Below are 20,362 nucleotides of genomic sequence, written 5' to 3'. Positions count from 1 at the left end.
GGAGAGGGCGGGCAACCCAAGGGCCCGCCCTCTCCAGCCGCACACCCCGTTACCCTTCCGGTACTTGACGCCGGCGACAGCCGGGCATAGGTTGACCGCGGGAACACGTTTCGGCTCGTGTTTGGGGACAACGCCGAACCTCTTGGGGAAACTTGGGGAACGTCGCTATTTCCGACTGGCCGTTACGTGCTGGGAGGGGCCTCTTCTTGGGGCACCCTGTGTCGTGACGACCAAGGGTGAAGTGATGTTCAACCGTACTTTCGTGCGCGCCTCTGACGAGGGTCTGCGCCGCCGCATGCGTCAAGAGCGGACTCAGGAGCGCAGGATCGCGCTTCAGAACCGCTGGTATGTCGGAGGTGTCGCGGCCCTCGTGTCGGCGGCCCTCGTGTTCTCGGGGATGTCCCCGGCAACGGCCGAGGAGGTGACTCCCACCGATCCCGCCGCCACGAGCGAGGCGTCGACCACCGACACCACTTCGACGGATGCCGCGACTCCGCCTCCTGCGGACGATCCGGCCGCTCCGCCGGCCGATGATCCGGCGGACGAGGTCGTCGAGCCTTCTGCGACGACGCCTGAGGCGACGACACCCGACGATGCGGCATCGGGAGACACGGGAGCAGCGCCGTTCTCGGCGCTCGCCGCACCGAGCGACATCACGATCCAGGCGCTGCTGGCCTGTACGGCCTGGCCCGTCGCAGGCTCTCCCGTCGCCGGCTTCGAGATCGACGGCAACCTCTGCCTGAACGCTGCGGGGACGCTGGACTGGGCGACCGTCGGCGGCCAGCCGGTCCGCGACGACGGATTCGACGACGTGCACCAGTTCGACCAGGGCGCCTCCGAGGCGAACTGGCCGTGGGCTGCGAACCAGACGGTCCTCAACAGCGGTTCCGGTTCGAGCAAGACCGACATCGGCAATGTCTACGCGTACACGCAGACCGCAGGTGGGCACGTCTACGCCTACTTCGGGTTCGAGCGGCAGACCAACGAAGGCTCCGTGTCCTACCACGTCGAGCTCAACCAGAAGCCGAACGTCTCCTCCACCAGCCCCATCACCGTCCGCACGGTGGGCGACCTGCGTCTGACGATCCAGCAGGATGGCAACAACCCGCCGACTCTGGTGGGCGCGCACACCTGGAACGGCACCAAGTGGGTGGCCCTCGGCAACGTCGGAGGCTTCGTCGGTCAGGTGAACCAGGGCCCCATCAACGACCTCACGACGCGAGAACTGGAGACCGGGACGTTCGCCGAGGTGGCGATCGATCTGACCAAGCTGTTCGGCGAGGGCAACTGCAGCGGCAGCTTCGGCGTCCTCAACGTGCGTTCGAGCCAGTCGCCGTCCGAGACCTCTTCGCTGGCCGACTGGATCGACCCCGTCGCGCTGAACGTCCCGTCGACGTGTGCGACGCTCAAGATCCTCAAGACGGGCGTCAACGGAACCCCGCTCGCGGGCGCGAAGTTCACGGTCTCTCCCGACCCGGCCACGGGCGTTGCGGGTAGCTCGGTCAATGTGACGACCGACGCGAACGGAACCTTCCTCTTCAACGGCACTGTTCGCCCCGGCACGTACACGGTCACCGAGACACAGGCTCCGACCGGCTACCTCCTGCCGACGCCGAACAACCCGCAGCAGGTCACGCTCGGCCAGTCCGAGTCCAAGACCGTGACCTTCACCGACCCGCTCGGCACGGTGGTCTGGTACAAGCACGCCGGTGCCGGCGCTCCTCTCGGCGGCGCGACGTTCCAGATCGTCGCCAACACCGGCGGTGTCGCAGCGGGCGCGGCGAGCTTCCCGCGCACGGTCGTCGACAACGGCACCAACGACGTCGACCCGGCTCCGGGTGTGATCAAGGTCGTGAACGTCCCGGTCGGCACCTACACGGTGACCGAGACGGCGGCGCCCACGGGCTACGTCCTCGACTCGACGCCGCGGAACTTCGAGATCAAGCAGGGTGCATCCGATGCGATCATCTCCGCACCGTTCGTGAACATCCCGTTCGCGACCGTGACGCTGAGCAAGGTCTGGGTGAACTCCTTCACGGGCGACAAGTCCGACCTCTCTATCGGGGGAGCTGCCACCGCGAACGGCACCTCGACGGCTCCGACGAACGGTCAGGTCGTCCAGGTCTCGGTCGCACCGGGATCGGCGCTGACCCTCGGCGAGCTGCTGAACGGCCAGAACCGCGGCTCGTACTCGTCGACCCTCGTCTGTGTGGGCGCGACCGTGACGAACAACACCGGAACCGGTGGCGCGATCGTCGTGCCGGCGTATCCGGCGTCGGCGAACGGCGTCCAGTGCACGTTCACCAACACGGCCAAGACCCGCACCGTCACGCTGCAGAAGCAGTGGATCGACGGCTTCCAGGGTGACTCGGCCGCGCTGACCCTCACGGGTTCGAACGGCAACGTCAGCACCTCGAACGGCCAGTCCGGCTCGTGGCTCGACGCGGCGCACGCCGCGACGGCGACCGTCCGCATCGGTGAGACGGTGAACTTCGGCGAGCAGCTGACGACCCCGAGCGGCGCGTCCTACGGCACGACGTTCTCGTGCACGCCGGCGCAGACCACCACGGGTGGCGGCACGGCGTACACGCTGGACCGCATGCCTGACGCGAACGTCGTCTGCACCTTCACCAACACGGCGCAGAAGGCGACCGTCACGCTGAAGAAGCAGTGGGTGAACGCCTTCGAGGGCGATATCGCCCACCTCTCGATCACAGGTGCCGCCACCGGCTCCGCGAACGCGGTAGCTCCCGAGGGCAACGGCACGTCACCCCAGACGGCCCAGGTCAGCGTGCGCATCGGCGACAAGGTGACCCTGTCCGAGGGCCTGGATGACGACAACCAGGGCGAGTACACCTCGACCTGGTCGTGCTCCGACGGTTCGAACGGCAGTGGCACCGACATCCCGCAGATCACCGTCAGCAAGAGCGTCGACTGCACCATCGTCAACACGGCCAAGACCGTGCAGGTGAAGGTCCACAAGACGTGGGCGGATGCCTTCGGCGGTGACACCGCGGGTCTGTCGGTGAACGGCACGGCGGCGACGTCGACGGCCGGCACTGCAGGTCAGCTCATCGTCAACGAGACCGACAGCGACGTGGTCGTCAAGCAGGTCCGCATCGGTGACGACGTCAACATCGCCGAGTCGCTGGGTGGCGCGAACCGCGGCACCTACACGTCGAGCTACGTGTGCACGGGCTACGCGACGTCCGGGCAGACGACGACGATTGCGGAATTCACCGCTCCCGCGGTCGACGTGAACTGCACGTTCACGAACACCTCCGTCAAGGTCGGGGTCCTGCTGCAGAAGCGGTGGATCGACGCACTCACCGGTGACAGGACGACGCTGTCGGTGACGCCCGAGTCGGGCGCCCTGGCGACGAGGCTCTCCACCATGCTGGCGGACTCGCCGAGGGACTTCCTCGACGCGCTCAACGTCGTCTCGCTTCAGGTTCGCATCGGTGCGGTGCTTCCGATGGCCGAGTCGCTGCAGGCGGAGGGCACGTACGTGTCGTCCTTCTCCTGCACCGCCGGTGACACCACTCCGGTCGGCACGGACGGACGCGGCTTCCTCCTCAAGGTGACGGGCGCAGCGATCTGCCGCTTCGTCAATGAGGCGCAGACGTCGCACCTCACGGTCATCAAGAGCTGGGTGAACAGCGAGAGCGGCGACAGCGCTGAACTCACACTCAGCGGCGGCGGCACTGGAACGGCGACGTCCACGACGGATGGCGGAACGTTCACCGACCTCGAGAACATCATCAGCGAAGACGCGACGATCGGGGAGCAGGTGACCGTCGCCGAACTGGTGGAGGTCGCCCATGGCGACCCGTCCGACTACACGTCGACACTGGTATGCACCGGTGGCGACCAGACGGTGATCCTCGACGTCGGCGCTCGTGAAGGCTCGTTCGAGATGCCGGCGCAGCCGGTGACCTGTGTGTTCACCAACACCGCCGAGCTGCCGACCCTGGCGCTGCTCAAGGTCGTATCGGGCGCCCCGGGTGTCGCCGACACGAACTGGCAGCTGACCGCAGACCCCGAGATCGGCGTCAACGTCACGAACATCGCCGGCGGCGACGTGCCCCCGACCAACGTCGTGGCGGGCGTCCCGTTCCACCTCTCCGAAGCGCTGATCGCGACGTTCCCGGGCTCCAACGAGTTCGCGGCCGGTCAGTGGTCGTGTGTGGATGGAGACGGCGCGGTCGCGGTGACCAACAGCGTCTCCGGTGCCGCGGACCTCGCTGGTCTCGACAAGGGTGAAGACGTGGTCTGCACCATCGTCAACTCCCACGTCGACCAGGGCTTCACGGTCGACAAGGACGTCGTGGACTCGGTGCAGAACGAGGACGGGTCGTGGACGGTGACCTACGAGATCACCGTGCACAACAACAGCGTCCTCGTGCCGATCACGTACGACCTCACCGACACCCTCGACACCCCGGCCGACGGCGTCACCTACACGGGTGCATCGTGGACCGGGCCGACGAGCGGCACGTGGGCCCTGCCGAGCCTGACGGCTCAGCTCGCCGACGATCAGGTCGCCCCTCCGAGCAACGGAGCGAACGACCCGGTCTACACCGTGTCGGTCGACGTCGAGGTGACCGTCGTGCCCGAGGATCCTGAGCCGTGTGACGCCGAAGTGGCGGAAGGCATCGGCGTCGTCAACACCGCGTACCTCACCGTCGGTGAGGTCACCGAGGACGACAGTGCCTGCGGCACGGTGCACTTCGATGACGTCTCGATCGAGAAGACGGCAACGAACCTGCCGGAGGCTCCGGAAGGCGAGGAGCCGTGGGTCGAGGTCGGCGACACGTTCGACTACGTCCTCACCGTCACCAACAACGGCACCCGCGACGCGGAGGACGTCGTGGTGACCGATCCGGTGCCCGAGCGCCTCGAGGTCACGAACATCGACTTCCCGGCGGACTGGACGAACGACAACGCGCCCGAGCTGGTCGACGGCGACAACGTCGTGAGCCTCAGCATCCCGACCCTGGGAGCGGGCGAGTCGGTCGACATCACCATCACGGTCGAGTTCCTCGCACCGGATTACCCGGACGGGGCGGAAGAGCCGCCGGCACCGATCGACGAACTCGTCAACGAGGCCTGCGTCGCAGCCCTCTACGACGAGGACCCGACGAACGACTGCGACGAGGTGGAGATCCCCGTCCGCGAGATCACGGCGCTGGTCTACACGAGCTGCATCGGTGACGCCCCGCTGCTGGGGTGGACGATCTCGAAGTCCGGCACGCTGCTGGACTACCCGATCGACTTCCTGTGGACGCCGGACAGCCTCGAGCCGACCACGGACCCCCAGGAAGTGGCGATCACCCACCCGGGTGGAGACACGACCTGGAGCGATGAGATCGAATGGGTCGGAACGGCCTTCACACCCTCGGGAGTCTCCATCGACTACCCCGGATGGCGGCCGATCGTCGCGAGCGACATCGTGCCCGGTTCGATCCCCACGCAGTACTACATGCCGGGAACGACCGACGTGATGACGCCGGAGGAGCAGGCCGAGTTCGTATTCAACGGCCTCATCCTCGACCCGAGTGAGCTGGACTACTCGTGGCGACTGGGATCGACGGTGACCTTCAGCGTCAACCCGACGCTCGAGTTCGCGGTCGAGTATCCGCCGGCAAGCCCGGAGTGCTTCGTGGCCCGCCACTCGGACGTCCAGATCGAGAAGACGGCAAGTGTCGAGAAGACCGACCCGGGCGCATCGTTCACCTACAGCCTCGCAGTGGCCAACATGAGCGATGACTCGGCCGCCGAGTCCGTGGTGGTCACGGACGCGATCCCCGCCGACATCAAGATCACCGACGTGACCTGGGACGGCGAGGGCGACGACACGGTGTTCCCGAACTGGCAGAGCTGTGACGTGACGGGTCAGGACAGCGCCGGCTACGGCGGATCGCTCGAGTGCGTGCTCTTCGGACCCCTGCAGCCGCAGGGTGCCAACGAGGGTGCCTCGGCGGCTCCCACCATCACGCTCGCGGCGACGGTGAACCCGGCGTCCAAGAGCAGTTCGATCACCAACGTGGCAGTCGTCGACTACCACACCTTCGGCAACCCGGACGACGCCGGCCGTGACTCCGACGACGCCACCGTGCTGCTGTCGGCGCTCCCGGCCACGGGCGGGGAACTGCCGCCGCTGCTGGTCATCATGGGCCTGTTCGCTCTGCTCGGAGGCACGACGATGCTGATCGTCGCCCGCCGCCGCCGCGGAGAGGCCAAGGCGATCATCTGACGTGAGAGAGGGCGGGACCGCCCCAAGGCCCGCTCTCTCCCACCTGACTCCGGCCCGCTTCGGTAGGCCGGAAGCTCGAGCCCCTCGCACCCCGAACGCGAGGGGCTCGAGCGCGTCTGCGCCACGGCCCGCGCGTCGATTTCGCACATCCACCCCCGACCGATAGCCTGCACGAGCGGCGGTTCTCCGCCGTTCTCCTCTGCGCCCCCCGCATCGGAGGAGGAACGGCACCCCCGTGCCGGCGAGTACGACGCGCCCCCGCGCGTCGCAGAAGTACCGGCGTGCCCCCGCGCGCCGCTGGGAAGTACGGCGTGCTCTCGCACGTCGCTGGGAAGTACGGCGTGCTCTCGTACGTCGCTGGGAAGTACGGTGCGCTCTGCGCACCGCTGGGACGGCGCTCGACGCCGAATAGGGGAGGAACACTGTGTCTGCAGTGCGCAAGAGAACTTTGAGAGCTTTCGCTGGGGCGCTGGTCGCCGCAGCACTGGTGGTGGCTCCGCTGGTCACCGCCGGCGCCACCGCCGCTGAGCCGATGGTTGGGACCGTGGGAACGATCGAGCCGGCCAGCGCCAAGGCCAATGGTGAGGCGTACTGGGAGGCGCGCTACGACCAGTTCGACGCGCAGTGCTACAAGCACGGCAACGAGCGGAACGACCACGGCGCTGTGACGAACAACGGCAAGACCGTCACGCTGTCGCAGTTCCAGGACTCCTGGCCCGGTGACCAGTGGGTCGTGCTGATCGTCAAGGGCGCCACGAGCAACAACGTCATCGAGAACCCGAAGGCCGGCGTGGCTTACGCGTCGCCGCTGACGAAGGCGGGCGGCCCTCAGTCCGACGTGTCGCACTGGATCGTCTGCAAGGGCACCGTGCCGACGACGACGCCGACGCTCGTTACCCCGCGGCTGACTTACACGCCTCCGTCGTGTGATGCGGCCGGCTCGCTGACACGCGGCGACGGAGTCAAGTGGGATTCCGAGGTGAATGACGACGGGACCACGACCTGGATCGCGACGCCGCTCGCGGGCACCGCGTTCCCCGCCGGCACGGTGGCAACCTGGACCGTCCGCTCGAACCTGGCGCAGCTCGCTGAAGGCTGCGAACCCGAGCTACCGGTGAAGCCCGAGCCCGTCATCACGGATCGCACCACGGAGAAGTTCGACTGCAACACCAAGCTCGCCACCGTGACGACCATCACCACGACCACGGACCACACGTGGGACGAGCAGGCCGAGAAGTGGGTGCTCGGCACTCCCGTGGACTCCGAGCCGGTCGTCACCACCCGTGCCCTGACTCCGGCCGAGCAGGCGACGTGCCCGCCCGACACCACGGTCGAGCGCACCGAGTGGAAGGACGGCGTGTGGGCCTGCGGTGACACCGTGGTGACTCAGACGCGTGAAGTCAGCACCACCACCTACACGCTCGAAGGCGAGGGCCCGGCGGTCCCGTCGACCACGAAGGTGACCGAGACGCAGACCCGCCCGCTCACGCAGGCCGAGATCGGCGAGACCTGCGATCTGGTGCCCGGTGAGATCCAGTCCGTGTGCGTCGGCGACGTGCCGTACCTGGGCTACGCCGTGTCACTGCCCGAGGGCTTCGTGGCCGACAGCGCCAACCCCGTCACGATCACCTTCGTGAACCCGGATGGCGAGGACTATGTCGTCGAGGACCAGCCCCTGAGCGGCAAGCTGCTCTGGCCCGGCGCATCCGACGGCAACCCGAAGATGTGGCCCGGCTGGGACCTCGTCGACGGCGAGTACGTGCAGACCGACGGCAACTTCGCGTGGACCCGCGCGGGCGTCACCGTCGAGTTCGAGGTGAACCCGACCTACACGACCGAGGTCGAGTACCCGCAGGCCACCGCGCTCTGCGCCAACCCGCCCGTGGGCAGCGGCGACGAGCCGGCCGGCACCCCGACGTCGACCGACGCCGAAGCACTGGCAGTGACCGGTGGCGGGGTCAGCCCGATCATCGTCGCAGCGGGCGGAACGGCGCTCCTCGCCGGCATCGCGGTCGTCGCGATCGTGGCCTACCGCCGCCGTCACGCGAGCATGCAGTAACAACGCCACACAGCACGGAGAGGGCGGTCGCGCACAGCGCGGCCGCCCTTTCCGCTGCCACGCGGCATCCCCGATCTGGGAAACGGCCGAGCATACTCGCGTCACGACACGCCCGAGTTTGCGACACGCCCGGGCTGCACGTAGACTAGTGAGGTTCCACATTCCGGCGCCCCTCTTGGCGTGCGTCGGATCACTGTCAGGGCAGTGCATAGGCAGGCGCAAAGCGCAGAGTCCTAGGCCGCGGGCAGCAGAACCACCACATCTCGAATCCACCCACAGCGGAGCCATGCTTCGCGCGCAAGCGGAGAACGGATGCCGGGAGCAGCGCTTCGGCGTGACACCCGGATTGACAGCAGAACAGCGGTGCGCAAGTGCCAGGCGCGTAGCGCCACGTGCGTCCAATGCCACTGGGGTATGACGCGAGAAAGAGAGTGAGCAGACAATGGCGGGACAGAAGATCCGCATTCGCCTGAAGTCGTACGACCATGAGGTCATCGACTCGTCGGCACGAAAGATCGTCGACACCGTGACCCGTGCGGGCGCGACGGTCGTGGGCCCCGTGCCCCTTCCGACGGAGAAGAACGTGATCGCAGTGATCCGTTCTCCCCACAAGTACAAGGACAGCCGCGAGCACTTCGAGATGCGCACCCACAAGCGTCTGATCGACATCGTCGACCCGACGCCCAAGGCTGTCGACTCGCTGATGCGCCTCGACCTCCCGGCCGATGTCAACATCGAGATCAAGCTCTGAGGTTCGACATGGCTGACATCAACAACAAGGTTTCCAAGGGACTGCTGGGCACCAAGCTCGGCATGACCCAGGTGTGGGACGAGAACGGCAAGCTCGTTCCCGTCACCGTCATCGAGATCGCACCGAACGTGGTCACGCAGGTGCGTACGCCCGAGAAGGACGGCTACAAGGCTGTCCAGATCGCGTACGGCCAGATCGACCCGCGCAAGGTGAACCAGCCCCTCACGGCCCACTTCGAGGCCGCGGGTGTCACCCCGCGCCGTCACCTCACCGAGGTCCGCACCTCGGACGCTGCTGACTACTCACTCGGTCAGGAGCTCACGGTGGACGGCACGTTCGAGGCCGGCCAGCTGGTCGACGTCGTCGGCACCAGCAAGGGCAAGGGCACCGCGGGCGTCATGAAGCGCCACAACTTCAAGGGCGTCTCCGCTTCGCACGGTGCGCACCGCAACCACCGCAAGCCCGGCTCGATCGGCGCCTCGTCGACGCCGAGCCGCGTCTTCAAGGGCATGCGCATGGCCGGCCGTATGGGTGGCGAGCGCGTGACCGTCCTCAACCTCAAGGTGCACGCCGTCGACGCCGAGAAGGGTCTGCTGCTCGTCAAGGGCGCCGTCCCCGGTGCTCGTGGCCGCATCGTCTACGTCCGCAACGCAGTGAAGGGTGCCTGATCTCATGGCTGACTCGACTCTCGCGCTCGACGTCCTGAAGGCAGACGGCACGACGGCTGGTTCCGTCGAACTGCCGGCTTCGATCTTCGACGTCAAGACGAACATCCCGCTCATCCACCAGGTCGTCGTCGCGCAGCTCGCGGCGGCTCGCCAGGGCACCCACTCGACCAAGCGTCGCGGTGAGGTCTCGGGCGCCGGCCGCAAGCCCTTCAAGCAGAAGGGCACGGGTAACGCCCGTCAGGGCTCGATCCGCGCGCCTCAGATGACCGGCGGTGGCATCGTGCACGGCCCGAAGCCGCGCGACTACTCGCAGCGCACCCCCAAGAAGATGATCGCCGCCGCCCTCCTGGGCGCGCTCAGCGACCGTGCTCGTGGTGAGCGTCTGCACGTCGTCGAGACGTTCGGCATCGAGGGTGCGCCCTCGACCAAGACCGCAGCAGCGGTCTTCGCCAGCGTCAACGCGACCAAGAACGTGCTCGTCGTCGTCGACCGCGAGGACGACGTCACGGTGCTGAGCGTTCGCAACATCTCGTTCGCCCACGTGCTGCCGTTCGACCAGCTGAACGCGTACGACGTTCTCGTCTCGGACGACATCGTCTTCACCAAGGCCGCCTTCGACGCGTTCGTCGCCTCGAAGACCGCCGCCACCGAGGAGGTCTCGGCATGACCGCCGTCAACAAGGACCCGCGCGACATCATCCTGAAGCCGGTCGTCTCCGAGAAGAGCTACGGGCTCATCGACGAGGGCAAGTACACCTTCCTGGTGGACCCCCGCGCTTCGAAGACCGAGATCAAGCTCGCGATCGAGAAGATCTTCGGCGTCAAGGTCGCAGCGGTCAACACGCTCAACCGCACGGGCAAGGCCCGTCGTACCCGCTTCGGCACCGGCAAGCGCAAGGACACCAAGCGCGCCATCGTGACCCTGAAGTCGGGCACCATCGACATCTTCACGGCAGTCGGCTGACGGTCGGGATAGAGGACTAGAGATATGGCTATTCGCAAGTACAAGCCCACGACCCCGGGTCGCCGCGGCTCGTCGGTGGCCGACTTCGCCGAGATCACCCGATCGACGCCTGAGAAGTCGCTCCTCCGCCCGCTCAGCAAGACCGGTGGCCGCAACAACCAGGGCCGCATCACCACGCGTCACATCGGTGGTGGCCACAAGCGCCAGTACCGCGTCATCGACTTCCGTCGCAATGACAAGGACGGCGTCAACGCCAAGGTCGCTCACATCGAGTACGACCCCAACCGCACCGCGCGCATCGCGCTCCTGCACTACTTCGACGGCGAGAAGCGCTACATCCTCGCGCCGAACAAGCTGGCGCAGGGCGACATCGTCGAGTCGGGGGCGTCGGCTGACATCAAGCCGGGCAACAACCTGCCGCTGAAGAACATCCCCACCGGTACCGTGATCCACGCGATCGAGCTCCGCCCCGGCGGCGGCGCGAAGCTGGCGCGCTCGGCGGGCACGTCGGTTCGCCTCGTGGCGAAGGATGGCCCTTACGCTCAGCTGCGTCTGCCCTCGGGCGAGATCCGCAACGTCGACGCGCGCTGCCGCGCGACCGTCGGCGAGGTCGGCAACGCCGAGCAGTCGAACATCAACTGGGGCAAGGCCGGTCGCAACCGCTGGAAGGGCATCCGCCCGACCGTCCGCGGTGTCGCGATGAACCCTGTCGACCACCCGCACGGTGGTGGTGAGGGTAAGACCTCCGGTGGTCGTCACCCGGTTTCGCCGTGGGGTCAGGCCGAAGGCCGCACCCGCCACGCGAACAAGGAAAGCGACAAGTACATCGTCCGTCGTCGCAACGCCGGCAAGAAGCGGAAGTAGGAGTAGAGGAAGATGCCTCGCAGCCTTAAGAAGGGCCCCTTCGTCGACGAGCACCTGCTTCGCAAGGTCGTCGTCCAGAACGAAGCCGGCACCAAGAACGTCATCAAGACCTGGTCGCGCCGTTCGATGATCATCCCCGCCATGCTGGGACACACCATCGCCGTGCACGACGGACGCAAGCACATCCCCGTGTTCGTGTCCGAGACCATGGTCGGCCACAAACTGGGCGAGTTCGCGCCCACCCGCACCTTCCGCGGCCACGTGAAGGACGACAAGAAGGGCCGCCGCCGCTGACGCGGGGGCAGAGGAGAGAGAAATGGTGGAGTCCATCGCACGCGTGCGACACATCCGCGTGACCCCTCAGAAGGCTCGTCGTGTCGTCGCGCTCATCAAGGGCAAGCAGGCCGAGGAGGCCCTGGCCATCCTCAAGTTCGCGCCGCAGAGCGCGAGCGAGCCGATCTACAAGCTCGTCGCCGCCGGCATCGCGAACGCTCGCGTGAAGGCAGACAAGGACGGCGAGTACCTGGACGAGCAGGACCTGTACGTGGCCAACGCGTACGTCGACGAGGGCACGACGCTCAAGCGTTTCCGCCCCCGCGCGCAGGGTCGTGCCTTCCAGATCAAGAAGCGCACCAGCCACATCACCGTCGTGCTGTCGACCCCCGAGGTCACCGACACGACGCCGGCTGCCAAGAGCAAGAAGGCGAGCAAGTAATGGGACAGAAAGTCCACCCCTACGGCTTCCGCCTCGGCATCACGACCGACCACGTGTCGCGCTGGTTCTCGGACTCGACGAAGCCGGGTCAGCGTTACGCCGACTACGTCGCCGAGGACATCAGGATCCGCAAGCTCCTGCAGACCCAGCTCGACCGGGCCGGCGTGAGCAACATCGAGATCGAGCGCACCCGTGACCGCGTCCGCGTCGACATCCACACCGCCCGCCCGGGCATCGTGATCGGACGTCGCGGCGCCGAGGCCGAGCGCATCCGCGCCGACCTCGAGAAGCTCACCGGCAAGCAGATCCAGCTGAACATCCTCGAGGTCAAGAACCCCGAGGCCGACGCTCAGCTCGTCGCGCAGGGCATCGCCGAGCAGCTCACCGCTCGCGTGGCGTTCCGCCGCGCGATGCGCAAGGGCCTGCAGGGCGCGCAGCGCGCCGGCGCCAAGGGCGTCCGCATCCAGGTCTCCGGCCGCCTCGGCGGCGCCGAGATGAGCCGTTCGGAGTTCTACCGCGAGGGTCGTGTGCCGCTGCACACGCTGCGCGCGAACATCGACTACGGCTTCTACGAGGCGAAGACCACCTTCGGCCGCATCGGCGTGAAGGTCTGGATCTACAAGGGCGACCTCACCAACAAGGAGCTCGCTCGCGAGCAGGCCAACCAGAAGCCGGCGCGCGATCGCGGCGACCGTCGCGGACCCCGCGGCGACCGCGGTGACCGTGGTGACCGTCGCAACGAGGCCCCCGTCGCAGAAGGAGCATCGGCGTAATGCTTATTCCCCGCAAGGTCAAGTACCGCAAGCAGCACCACCCGGGTCGCTCCGGCCAGGCCACCGGCGGCACGAAGGTCTCCTTCGGCGAGTTCGGCATCCAGGCTCTGACGCCCGCGTATGTGACCAACCGTCAGATCGAGTCCGCTCGTATCGCGATGACGCGTCACATCAAGCGTGGCGGCAAGGTGTGGATCAACATCTACCCCGACCGTCCGCTCACCAAGAAGCCGGCCGAGACCCGCATGGGTTCCGGTAAGGGCTCGCCCGAGTGGTGGGTCGCAAACGTCAAGCCGGGTCGCGTCCTCTTCGAGGTCGCCGGCGTCAACGAGGAACTCGCTCGTGAGGCCCTGACCCGCGCAATCCACAAGCTGCCCCTGAAGGCACGCATCATCAAGCGCGAGGAGGGCGACGCGTAATGGCGATCGGCACCAAGACGCTCGCTCCGAGCGAGCTCGACACGTTCGAAGACCAGCGCCTCGTCGAGGAGCTGCGCAAGGCCAAGGAAGAGCTGTTCAACCTGCGCTTCCAGTCGGCCACCGGCCAGCTCGAGAGCCACGGCCGCATCCGTGCGGTCAAGCGCGACATCGCGCGGCTCTACACCGTGATCCGTGAGCGCGAGCTCGGCATCCGTGCCACGCCCGCACCGCTGGAGACGGCGACGAAGGCGAAGAAGACGAAGGCCAAGAAGGCGGACGACGCTGACAAGGCCGCGAAGGAAGAGGCCGAGTAATGGCTGACACGAAGAAGGCCGCCGACGCGGTCGAGACAAAGGGTCACGAGTCGTCCGAGCACGATGTGCGCGACGTCCACGCCCGCGGCTACCGCAAGGCCCGCCGCGGCTACGTCGTCAGCGACAAGATGGACAAGACCATCGTCGTCGAGGTCGAGGACCGCGTGAAGCACCCGCTGTACGGCAAGGTCATCCGCCGCACCTCCAAGGTGAAGGCGCACGACGAGGGCAACTCGGCGGGTATCGGTGACCTCGTGCTCATCAACGAGACCCGCCCGCTGAGCGCCACGAAGCGCTGGCGTCTGGTCGAGATCCTGGAGAAGGCCAAGTGATTCAGAACGAGTCCCGCCTCAAGGTCGCCGACAACACGGGCGCCAAGGAGCTGCTCACCATCCGCGTTCTCGGCGGCTCGAACCGTCGGTACGCCGGCGTGGGTGACATCATCGTGGCCACCGTCAAGGACGCGATCCCGGGCGGCAACGTCAAGAAGGGCGATGTGGTCAAGGCCGTCATCGTCCGCACCGTCAAGCAGACCCGTCGTTCCGACGGCTCTTACATCAAGTTCGACGAGAACGCCGCCGTCATCCTGAAGAGCGACGGGGAGCCCCGCGGCACCCGCATCTTCGGACCGGTCGGCCGTGAGCTTCGCGACAAGAAGTTCATGAAGATCGTCTCGCTCGCACCGGAGGTGATCTGACCCCATGGCCAAGATCAAGAAGGGTGACCTGGTTCAGGTCCTCACTGGCAAGAAGCAGGACAAGGGCGGCGACCGGGGCAAGCAGGGCAAGGTCCTCGAGGTCCTCGCCGACCAGAACCGCGTCATCGTCGAGGGTGTGAACTTCGTCACGAAGCACAACCGCGTCGGCCAGTCGCAGCGCGGCACCAAGACGGGCGGCATCGAGACGATGGAAGCCCCGATCCACATCTCCAACGTCGCAGTCGTCGACCCCTCGAGCAAGAAGCCGACCCGTGTCGGTCACCGCGTCGAGGAGCAGACGAAGGACGGCGTGAAGCGCACCGTCCGCGTGCGTTACGCGAAGAAGTCAGGCAAGGACCTCTGATGAGCACCACCACTGCCGTGGAGGCTGGCAAGATCCAGCCCCGCCTGAAGCAGAAGTACAACGGCGAGATCAAGAAGGCTCTGCAGGACGAGTTCGGCTATGCCAACGTCATGCAGACGCCCGGCCTGGTCAAGGTCGTCGTGAACACCGGTGTCGGCGAGGCAGCTCGCGACAGCAAGGTGATCGATGGCGCGGTCGACGACCTCACCAAGATCACCGGCCAGAAGCCGGTCGTGACCAAGGCCCGCAAGTCCATCGCGCAGTTCAAGCTGCGCGAGGGTCAGGCCATCGGCGCGCACGTCACCCTCCGGGGCGACCGCGCGTGGGAGTTCATCGACCGCCTCGTCAACCTGGCCCTGCCCCGCATCCGCGACTTCCGCGGTCTGTCGGGTGCGCAGTTCGACGGCAACGGCAACTACACGTTCGGTCTCCAGGAGCAGTCCGTGTTCCACGAGATCAACCAGGACAAGATCGACCGCGTCCGCGGCTTCGACATCACCATCGTGACGTCCGCGAAGACGGATGCCGAGGGCCGCGCACTCCTGCGCCACCTGGGCTTCCCGTTCAAGTCGGACGACGCGCAGGCGTAACTCCTGAACCGGATGCCGCGGCCGGCGCGCGAGCGGCGGTCGCGGCATCCGATCACATAACTGAATACGGCAATCATGGAAGGTCGTCTGGCGTGTAACGGCAGCCGATACCTCGTGAACAAAGGAATCAACAAATGACAATGACAGACCCGGTCGCAGATATGCTGACCCGTCTGCGCAACGCGAACTCGGCGCACCACGACTCTGTGTCGCTGCCGAGCTCCAAGCTCAAGACCCACATCGCCGAGATCCTCAAGCGCGAGGGCTACATCTCCGCGTGGGAGATCAGCGACGCGCGCGTCGGCCAGACCCTCACGCTGACGCTCAAGTACGGCCCGAACCGCGAGCGGTCGATCGCCGGCATCAAGCGCGTCTCGAAGCCCGGCCTCCGCGTGTACGCGAAGTCGACCGAGATCCCTCGCGTCCTCGGCGGCCTCGGCGTCGCGATCCTGTCCACCTCCTCTGGCCTCCTCACGGACCGCCAGGCCGAGCAGAAGGGCGTGGGTGGGGAAGTCCTCGCCTACGTGTGGTGATCTGACATGTCGCGAATCGGTCGTCTTCCGATCGACATCCCCGCCGGCGTGACCGTTTCGGTCGATGGCCAGGATGTCGCCGTCAAGGGCCCCAAGGGCGAGCTGACGCTCACCGTGGCCAGCCCCATCGAAGTCAAGGTCGAAGAGGCACAGGTCGTCGTGACCCGTCCCGACGACGAGCGCGCCTCGCGTTCGCTCCACGGCCTGACCCGCACGCTCATCAACAACAACATCATCGGTGTCACCCAGGGCTACACCAAGGGCCTCGAGGTCGTCGGCACGGGTTACCGCGTCGCGCAGAAGGGCACGGCGGTCGAGTTCGCTCTCGGCTTCTCGCACCCCGTCCTGGTCGACCCGCCCGCCGGGATCACCCTGACCGTCGAGGGCAACAACAAGCTCACGGTCTCGGGCATCGACAAGCAGGCCGTCGGCGAGGCCGCCGCGAACATCCGCAAGATCCGCAAGCCCGAGCCGTACAAGGGCAAGGGTGTGCGGTACGCCGGCGAGGTCGTTCGTCGCAAGGCCGGAAAGAGTGGTAAGTAACCATGGCTGTCAAGACAAAGACTCAGGCGCGTTCGCGTCGTCATGCCCGCCTGCGCAAGAAGGTCGTCGGCACCGAGCTGCGTCCGCGCCTCGTCGTCACCCGTTCGGCCCGCCACGTCTTCGTGCAGGTCGTCGACGACAGCAAGGGCCACACGGTGGCCTCGGCCTCGACCCTCGAGACCGATCTGCGCACCTTCGACGGTGACAAGACGGCCAAGGCACGCAAGGTCGGTGAGCTCCTCGCGGAGCGCGCCAAGGCCGCCGGTGTCTCGGATGTCGTGTTCGACCGTGGCGGCAACCGCTATGCGGGCCGTGTCGCGGCGATCGCCGACGGCGCCCGCGAGGGAGGTCTGAACCTGTGAGTGACAACAAGGAGAACATCGTGACCGAGCAGGCAGCTGCCGAGGCTCCGGCCGAGGCTGCCGCGACGGCGCCCGCCGAGCGCGAGCGCGAGCCGCGCCGCGGTGGACGCGAACGCAACCAGACCCGCGGTGACCGCGGTGGCCGCGACCGCAACGAGAGCCAGTTCCTCGAGCGCGTCGTCACCATCAACCGTGTCTCGAAGGTCGTCAAGGGCGGTCGTCGCTTCAGCTTCACCGCGCTCGTCGTCGTCGGCGACGGCAACGGTGTGGTGGGCGTCGGCTACGGCAAGGCTCGCGAGGTGCCGCTGGCGATCTCGAAGGGTGTCGAAGAGGCCAAGCGCAACTTCTTCCGCGTGCCCCGCGTCGGCTCGACCATCCCGCACCCGGTGCAGGGTGAGGCCGCTGCCGGTGTGGTGCTGCTTCGTCCGGCCGCTGCCGGTACCGGTGTCATCGCCGGTGGTCCGGTGCGTGCCGTGCTCGAGTGCGCCGGCATCCACGACGTCCTGTCGAAGTCGCTCGGCTCGTCGAACACGATCAACATCGTCCACGCGACGGTGGAGGCCCTGAAGCAGCTCGAGGAGCCCCGTGCGGTCGCCGCGCGTCGTGGCCTCGACTTCGACCAGGTCGCCCCCGCCCGTCTCGTCCGTGCCGAGGCTGAGGCCGCGGCCGCTGCGAAGGCAGGTGTCTGATGGCTGCGCGTCTGAAGGTCACGCAGGTCAAGTCCAAGGTGAGTGAGAAGCAGAACCAGCGCGACACGCTGCGTTCGCTCGGTCTCAAGCGGATCGGCGACTCGGTCGTCCGTCCCGACGACGCGCAGACGCGCGGCTACGTCCGGACCGTCGCTCACCTCGTCAAGGTTGAGGAGATCGACTGATGGCTGAAAAGGCCGAGAAGAACGAAGCCGTCGAGGCTGAGAAGGCGCCCAAGAAGGCTCCTGCGAAGAAGGCTGCCCCCAAGGCCGCCGCCGAGAAGGCTGCGCCGGCGAAGAAGGCTGCCGCACCCAAGAAGGACGCTCCCAAGAAGGATGCCCCCGTGGCGCGCCCCGGCGTGCTGAAGGTGCACCACCTGCGTCCGGTCCCGGGCTCCAACACCCCGAAGACCCGCGTGGGTCGTGGTGAGGGCTCGAAGGGCAAGACCGCCGGCCGTGGCACCAAGGGCCAGAAGGCCCGCTACCAGGTCAAGGTCGGATTCGAGGGTGGCCAGATGCCGCTGCACATGCGCACCCCGAAGCTGCGCGGCTTCAAGAACCCGTTCCGCGTCGAGTACCAGGTCGTGAACCTGGACAAGCTCGCGGAGCTGTACCCGGCCGGTGGCGACGTCACCGTCGGCGACCTGGTCGCCAAGGGTGCAGTGCGCAAGAACGAGAAGGTCAAGGTGCTCGGCACCGGCGACATCTCGGTGAAGCTCACCGTGTCGGTCGACAAGGTCTCGGGTTCCGCCGAGCAGAAGATCGTCGCCGCGGGCGGCACCGTCAAGTAGTACGCGCACAGTGGGGGTCGGAGCTTGCTCCGGCCCCCACTGGGTTACCCTGGACGTCGGCACGTCTGCGTGCCGACGCCCCCCTCTGGAGGAATCCTCTTGTTCAGCGCCATCGCGCGGATCTTCCGCACACCCGACCTTCGTCGGAAGATCGCATTCACCCTGGCGATCATCGCCCTGTACCGCTTCGGCGCGCACATCCCGGCGCCCTTCGTCGACTTCCCGAACGTCCAGACGTGTCTTGAGGCGTCCTCGGGCACCGAGGGGCTGCTGTCGCTGGTCAACCTCTTCTCGGGCGGTGCACTGCTGCAGCTGTCCATCTTCGCGCTGGGCGTCATGCCGTACATCACGGCGACGATCATCGTCCAGCTGCTGCGCGTGGTCATCCCGCACTTCGAGACCCTCTACAAGGAGGGCCAGTCGGGCCAGGCGCGTCTCACGCAGTACACGCGCTACCTGACGATCGCGCTGGCGCTCCTGCAGTCGACCACCCTCGTCACCGTGGCCCGCAGCGGCCAGCTCTTCGGGACGACGAACGTCCCCGAGTGCGAGCAGCTCCTCACCAACGACGTGTGGTGGGCACAGCTCCTGATGATCATCACGATGACCGCCGGCACCGGCCTCATCATGTGGTTCGCCGAGCTCGTCACCGAGCGCGGCATCGGCAACGGCATGTCGCTGCTGATCTTCACCTCGATCGCCGCGGCGTTCCCCGTCTCGATGTGGGCGATCGCGCAGTCCAAGGGCTTCGAGGTGTTCCTGCTCGTCCTCGCGGTCGGCATCGTCGTCGTCGCGCTCGTGGTCTACGTCGAGCAGTCCCAGCGCCGCATCCCGGTGCAGTACGCCAAGCGCATGGTGGGTCGCCGCACGTACGGCGGCACCAACACCTACATCCCGATCAAGGTGAACATGGCCGGCGTCGTGCCCGTCATCTTCGCCTCGTCGCTGCTGTACATCCCGGCTCTCATCGCGCAGTTCAACCAGCCGCAGGCGGGCGAAGAGGTCCCGGCGTGGGTCGCCTGGATCCAGCTCTACCTGGTGCGCGGCGACCACCCGCTGTACATGGCGCTGTACTTCCTCCTCATCGTCGGGTTCACCTACTTCTACGTCGCGATCACGTTCAACCCGGTCGAGGTCGCCGACAACATGAAGAAGTACGGCGGCTTCATCCCCGGCATCCGTGCCGGCCGGCCCACCGCGGAGTACCTCGACTACGTGCTGACGCGAATCACGCTCCCGGGCTCGATCTACCTCGGTCTGATCGCGCTCCTGCCGCTGATCGCCCTCGCCACGGTCGGCGCCAACCAGAACTTCCCGTTCGGCGGCGCCTCGATCCTGATCATCGTCGGCGTCGGCCTCGAGACGGTGAAGCAGATCGACGCCCAGCTGCAGCAGCGTCACTACGAAGGGCTTCTCCGATGACCCGTCTCCTCATCGTCGGACCGCAGGGCTCCGGCAAGGGCACGCAGGGCGTCCGCATCGCCGAGGCGTTCGGCATCCTTCCCGTCTCGACCGGCGACGTCTTCCGCGGCGCGGTGGCAGCGGGCACCGAGCTCGGCGAGCAGGTGAAGGCCATCATCGAGGCCGGGGATCTCGTGTCCGACGAGCTGACCAGCGCGGTCGTGCGCGACCGCCTGTCGCAGCAGGATGCCGCAGCCGGCTTCCTCCTGGACGGCTACCCGCGCAACGTCGCCCAGGTCATGCACCTCGACGAGTTCCTCGAGGGCCGCGACGAGGAGCTCGACGCCGTGATCGAACTCGACGTGCCGCGCGACGAGAGCATCGCGCGCATCTCGCTGCGTGCCGCCGAGCAGGGCCGCAGCGACGACACCGAAGAGGTCATCGCCAACCGGCTCGCGATCTACGAGCGCGAGACCGCGCCGATCCTCGACATCTACCGCACGCGCGGCATCGTCGACCGGATCGACGGCGTGGGCTCGCTCGACGAGATCACCGACCGCATCATCGCGGCGCTGGAAGCGCGCGGCCTCGACCGCGCCGCTGCCGCCTGA

24 protein-coding genes are annotated in these 20,362 nt (G+C 67.1%); all 24 read left to right on the top strand.

The genetic code is table 11. The features are described 5' to 3' along the window. Positions 1-244 precede the first annotated feature (244 nt). The 24 genes from ACI3KY_RS02745 to ACI3KY_RS02630 all read left to right on the top strand — a co-directional run bounded on the left by ACI3KY_RS02745 (position 245) and on the right by ACI3KY_RS02630 (position 20,362). On the top strand, positions 245-6,256 hold the full coding sequence (locus tag ACI3KY_RS02745) for a SpaA isopeptide-forming pilin-related protein (RefSeq protein ID WP_404928666.1): 6,012 nt from the start codon (positions 245-247) through the stop codon (positions 6,254-6,256). Between the two features lie 448 nt (positions 6,257-6,704). Then, complete coding sequence (locus ACI3KY_RS02740) at positions 6,705-8,315, top strand: hypothetical protein (RefSeq protein WP_404928665.1); 1,611 nt, start codon at positions 6,705-6,707, stop codon at positions 8,313-8,315. A 442-nt stretch (positions 8,316-8,757) separates the two neighbouring features. Continuing rightward, on the top strand, positions 8,758-9,066 hold the full coding sequence (rpsJ, locus tag ACI3KY_RS02735) for a 30S ribosomal protein S10 (RefSeq protein WP_106816553.1): 309 nt from the start codon (positions 8,758-8,760) through the stop codon (positions 9,064-9,066). Between the two features lie 8 nt (positions 9,067-9,074). Beyond that, the gene (rplC, locus tag ACI3KY_RS02730; RefSeq protein ID WP_404928664.1) at positions 9,075-9,734 is read left to right on the top strand and encodes a 50S ribosomal protein L3; all 660 of its coding nucleotides are present in this window, start codon (positions 9,075-9,077) and stop codon (positions 9,732-9,734) included. A gap of 4 nt (positions 9,735-9,738) precedes the next feature. Further along, the gene (rplD, locus tag ACI3KY_RS02725; RefSeq protein ID WP_404928663.1) at positions 9,739-10,401 is read left to right on the top strand and encodes a 50S ribosomal protein L4; all 663 of its coding nucleotides are present in this window, start codon (positions 9,739-9,741) and stop codon (positions 10,399-10,401) included. Next, the gene (rplW, locus tag ACI3KY_RS02720; RefSeq protein ID WP_045301485.1) at positions 10,398-10,697 is read left to right on the top strand and encodes a 50S ribosomal protein L23; all 300 of its coding nucleotides are present in this window, start codon (positions 10,398-10,400) and stop codon (positions 10,695-10,697) included. Before rplD ends, rplW begins: the two co-directional genes overlap by 4 nt. Before the next feature lie 24 nt (positions 10,698-10,721). Then, on the top strand, positions 10,722-11,561 hold the full coding sequence (gene rplB / locus ACI3KY_RS02715; protein WP_194414505.1) for a 50S ribosomal protein L2: 840 nt from the start codon (positions 10,722-10,724) through the stop codon (positions 11,559-11,561). A gap of 12 nt (positions 11,562-11,573) precedes the next feature. After that, positions 11,574-11,855 carry a 30S ribosomal protein S19 gene (gene rpsS, locus ACI3KY_RS02710; protein WP_045275479.1) on the top strand — a complete coding sequence of 94 codons (282 nt, stop codon included), beginning with the start codon at positions 11,574-11,576 and terminating at the stop codon, positions 11,853-11,855. Positions 11,856-11,877: 22 nt separating this feature from the next. After that, a complete protein-coding gene (gene rplV / locus ACI3KY_RS02705) occupies positions 11,878-12,276 on the top strand; it encodes a 50S ribosomal protein L22 (protein ID WP_404928662.1) in 399 nt (132 codons plus the stop codon). Then, positions 12,276-13,049 (top strand): 30S ribosomal protein S3, encoded by a 774-nt coding sequence (rpsC, locus tag ACI3KY_RS02700; protein WP_194414503.1) that lies wholly within the window; start codon positions 12,276-12,278, stop codon positions 13,047-13,049. The genes rplV and rpsC overlap by 1 nt, the downstream gene beginning before the upstream one ends. Further along, positions 13,049-13,468: a 50S ribosomal protein L16 gene (rplP, locus tag ACI3KY_RS02695; RefSeq protein ID WP_018171451.1), complete on the top strand. Its 420-nt coding sequence runs from the start codon at positions 13,049-13,051 to the stop codon at positions 13,466-13,468. Before rpsC ends, rplP begins: the two co-directional genes overlap by 1 nt. Next, positions 13,468-13,782 carry a 50S ribosomal protein L29 gene (gene rpmC / locus ACI3KY_RS02690; RefSeq protein WP_404928661.1) on the top strand — a complete coding sequence of 105 codons (315 nt, stop codon included), beginning with the start codon at positions 13,468-13,470 and terminating at the stop codon, positions 13,780-13,782. Before rplP ends, rpmC begins: the two co-directional genes overlap by 1 nt. Next, positions 13,782-14,114, top strand: a complete 333-nt coding sequence (gene rpsQ, locus ACI3KY_RS02685) for a 30S ribosomal protein S17 (protein ID WP_194414501.1) — start codon at positions 13,782-13,784, stop codon at positions 14,112-14,114. The genes rpmC and rpsQ overlap by 1 nt, the downstream gene beginning before the upstream one ends. Further along, on the top strand, positions 14,111-14,479 hold the full coding sequence (gene rplN, locus ACI3KY_RS02680) for a 50S ribosomal protein L14 (protein ID WP_194414500.1): 369 nt from the start codon (positions 14,111-14,113) through the stop codon (positions 14,477-14,479). Before rpsQ ends, rplN begins: the two co-directional genes overlap by 4 nt. Positions 14,480-14,483: 4 nt before the next feature. Then, on the top strand, positions 14,484-14,843 hold the full coding sequence (gene rplX / locus ACI3KY_RS02675; protein ID WP_194414499.1) for a 50S ribosomal protein L24: 360 nt from the start codon (positions 14,484-14,486) through the stop codon (positions 14,841-14,843). Further along, the gene (rplE, locus tag ACI3KY_RS02670) at positions 14,843-15,433 is read left to right on the top strand and encodes a 50S ribosomal protein L5 (protein WP_194414498.1); all 591 of its coding nucleotides are present in this window, start codon (positions 14,843-14,845) and stop codon (positions 15,431-15,433) included. Before rplX ends, rplE begins: the two co-directional genes overlap by 1 nt. A 134-nt stretch (positions 15,434-15,567) precedes the next feature. Then, positions 15,568-15,966 (top strand): 30S ribosomal protein S8, encoded by a 399-nt coding sequence (rpsH, locus tag ACI3KY_RS02665; RefSeq protein ID WP_194414497.1) that lies wholly within the window; start codon positions 15,568-15,570, stop codon positions 15,964-15,966. 6 nt (positions 15,967-15,972) lie between these two features. Further along, positions 15,973-16,509, top strand: a complete 537-nt coding sequence (gene rplF, locus ACI3KY_RS02660) for a 50S ribosomal protein L6 (protein ID WP_194414496.1) — start codon at positions 15,973-15,975, stop codon at positions 16,507-16,509. A gap of 2 nt (positions 16,510-16,511) precedes the next feature. Further along, entirely contained in the window at positions 16,512-16,871 is a 360-nt protein-coding gene (gene rplR / locus ACI3KY_RS02655) for a 50S ribosomal protein L18 (RefSeq protein WP_163618859.1), read from the top strand. Continuing rightward, a complete protein-coding gene (gene rpsE / locus ACI3KY_RS02650; protein ID WP_194414495.1) occupies positions 16,868-17,560 on the top strand; it encodes a 30S ribosomal protein S5 in 693 nt (230 codons plus the stop codon). Before rplR ends, rpsE begins: the two co-directional genes overlap by 4 nt. Further along, positions 17,560-17,745, top strand: a complete 186-nt coding sequence (gene rpmD, locus ACI3KY_RS02645; protein WP_018171461.1) for a 50S ribosomal protein L30 — start codon at positions 17,560-17,562, stop codon at positions 17,743-17,745. The genes rpsE and rpmD overlap by 1 nt, the downstream gene beginning before the upstream one ends. Continuing rightward, the gene (rplO, locus tag ACI3KY_RS02640; RefSeq protein WP_404928660.1) at positions 17,745-18,350 is read left to right on the top strand and encodes a 50S ribosomal protein L15; all 606 of its coding nucleotides are present in this window, start codon (positions 17,745-17,747) and stop codon (positions 18,348-18,350) included. The genes rpmD and rplO overlap by 1 nt, the downstream gene beginning before the upstream one ends. Before the next feature lie 99 nt (positions 18,351-18,449). Then, positions 18,450-19,772, top strand: coding sequence for a preprotein translocase subunit SecY (secY, locus tag ACI3KY_RS02635; RefSeq protein ID WP_194414494.1), 1,323 nt, complete (start codon positions 18,450-18,452; stop codon positions 19,770-19,772). Beyond that, the gene (locus ACI3KY_RS02630; protein ID WP_404928659.1) at positions 19,769-20,362 is read left to right on the top strand and encodes an adenylate kinase; all 594 of its coding nucleotides are present in this window, start codon (positions 19,769-19,771) and stop codon (positions 20,360-20,362) included. Before secY ends, ACI3KY_RS02630 begins: the two co-directional genes overlap by 4 nt.

Origin of the sequence: Microbacterium sp. ZW T2_14, from assembly GCF_044987405.1 — a bacterium.
Taxonomy (GTDB): Bacteria; Actinomycetota; Actinomycetes; order Actinomycetales; family Microbacteriaceae; genus Microbacterium.
Note: the sequence above shows the minus strand (reverse complement) of the source record. Positions and strands in the feature narration are given on the sequence as shown.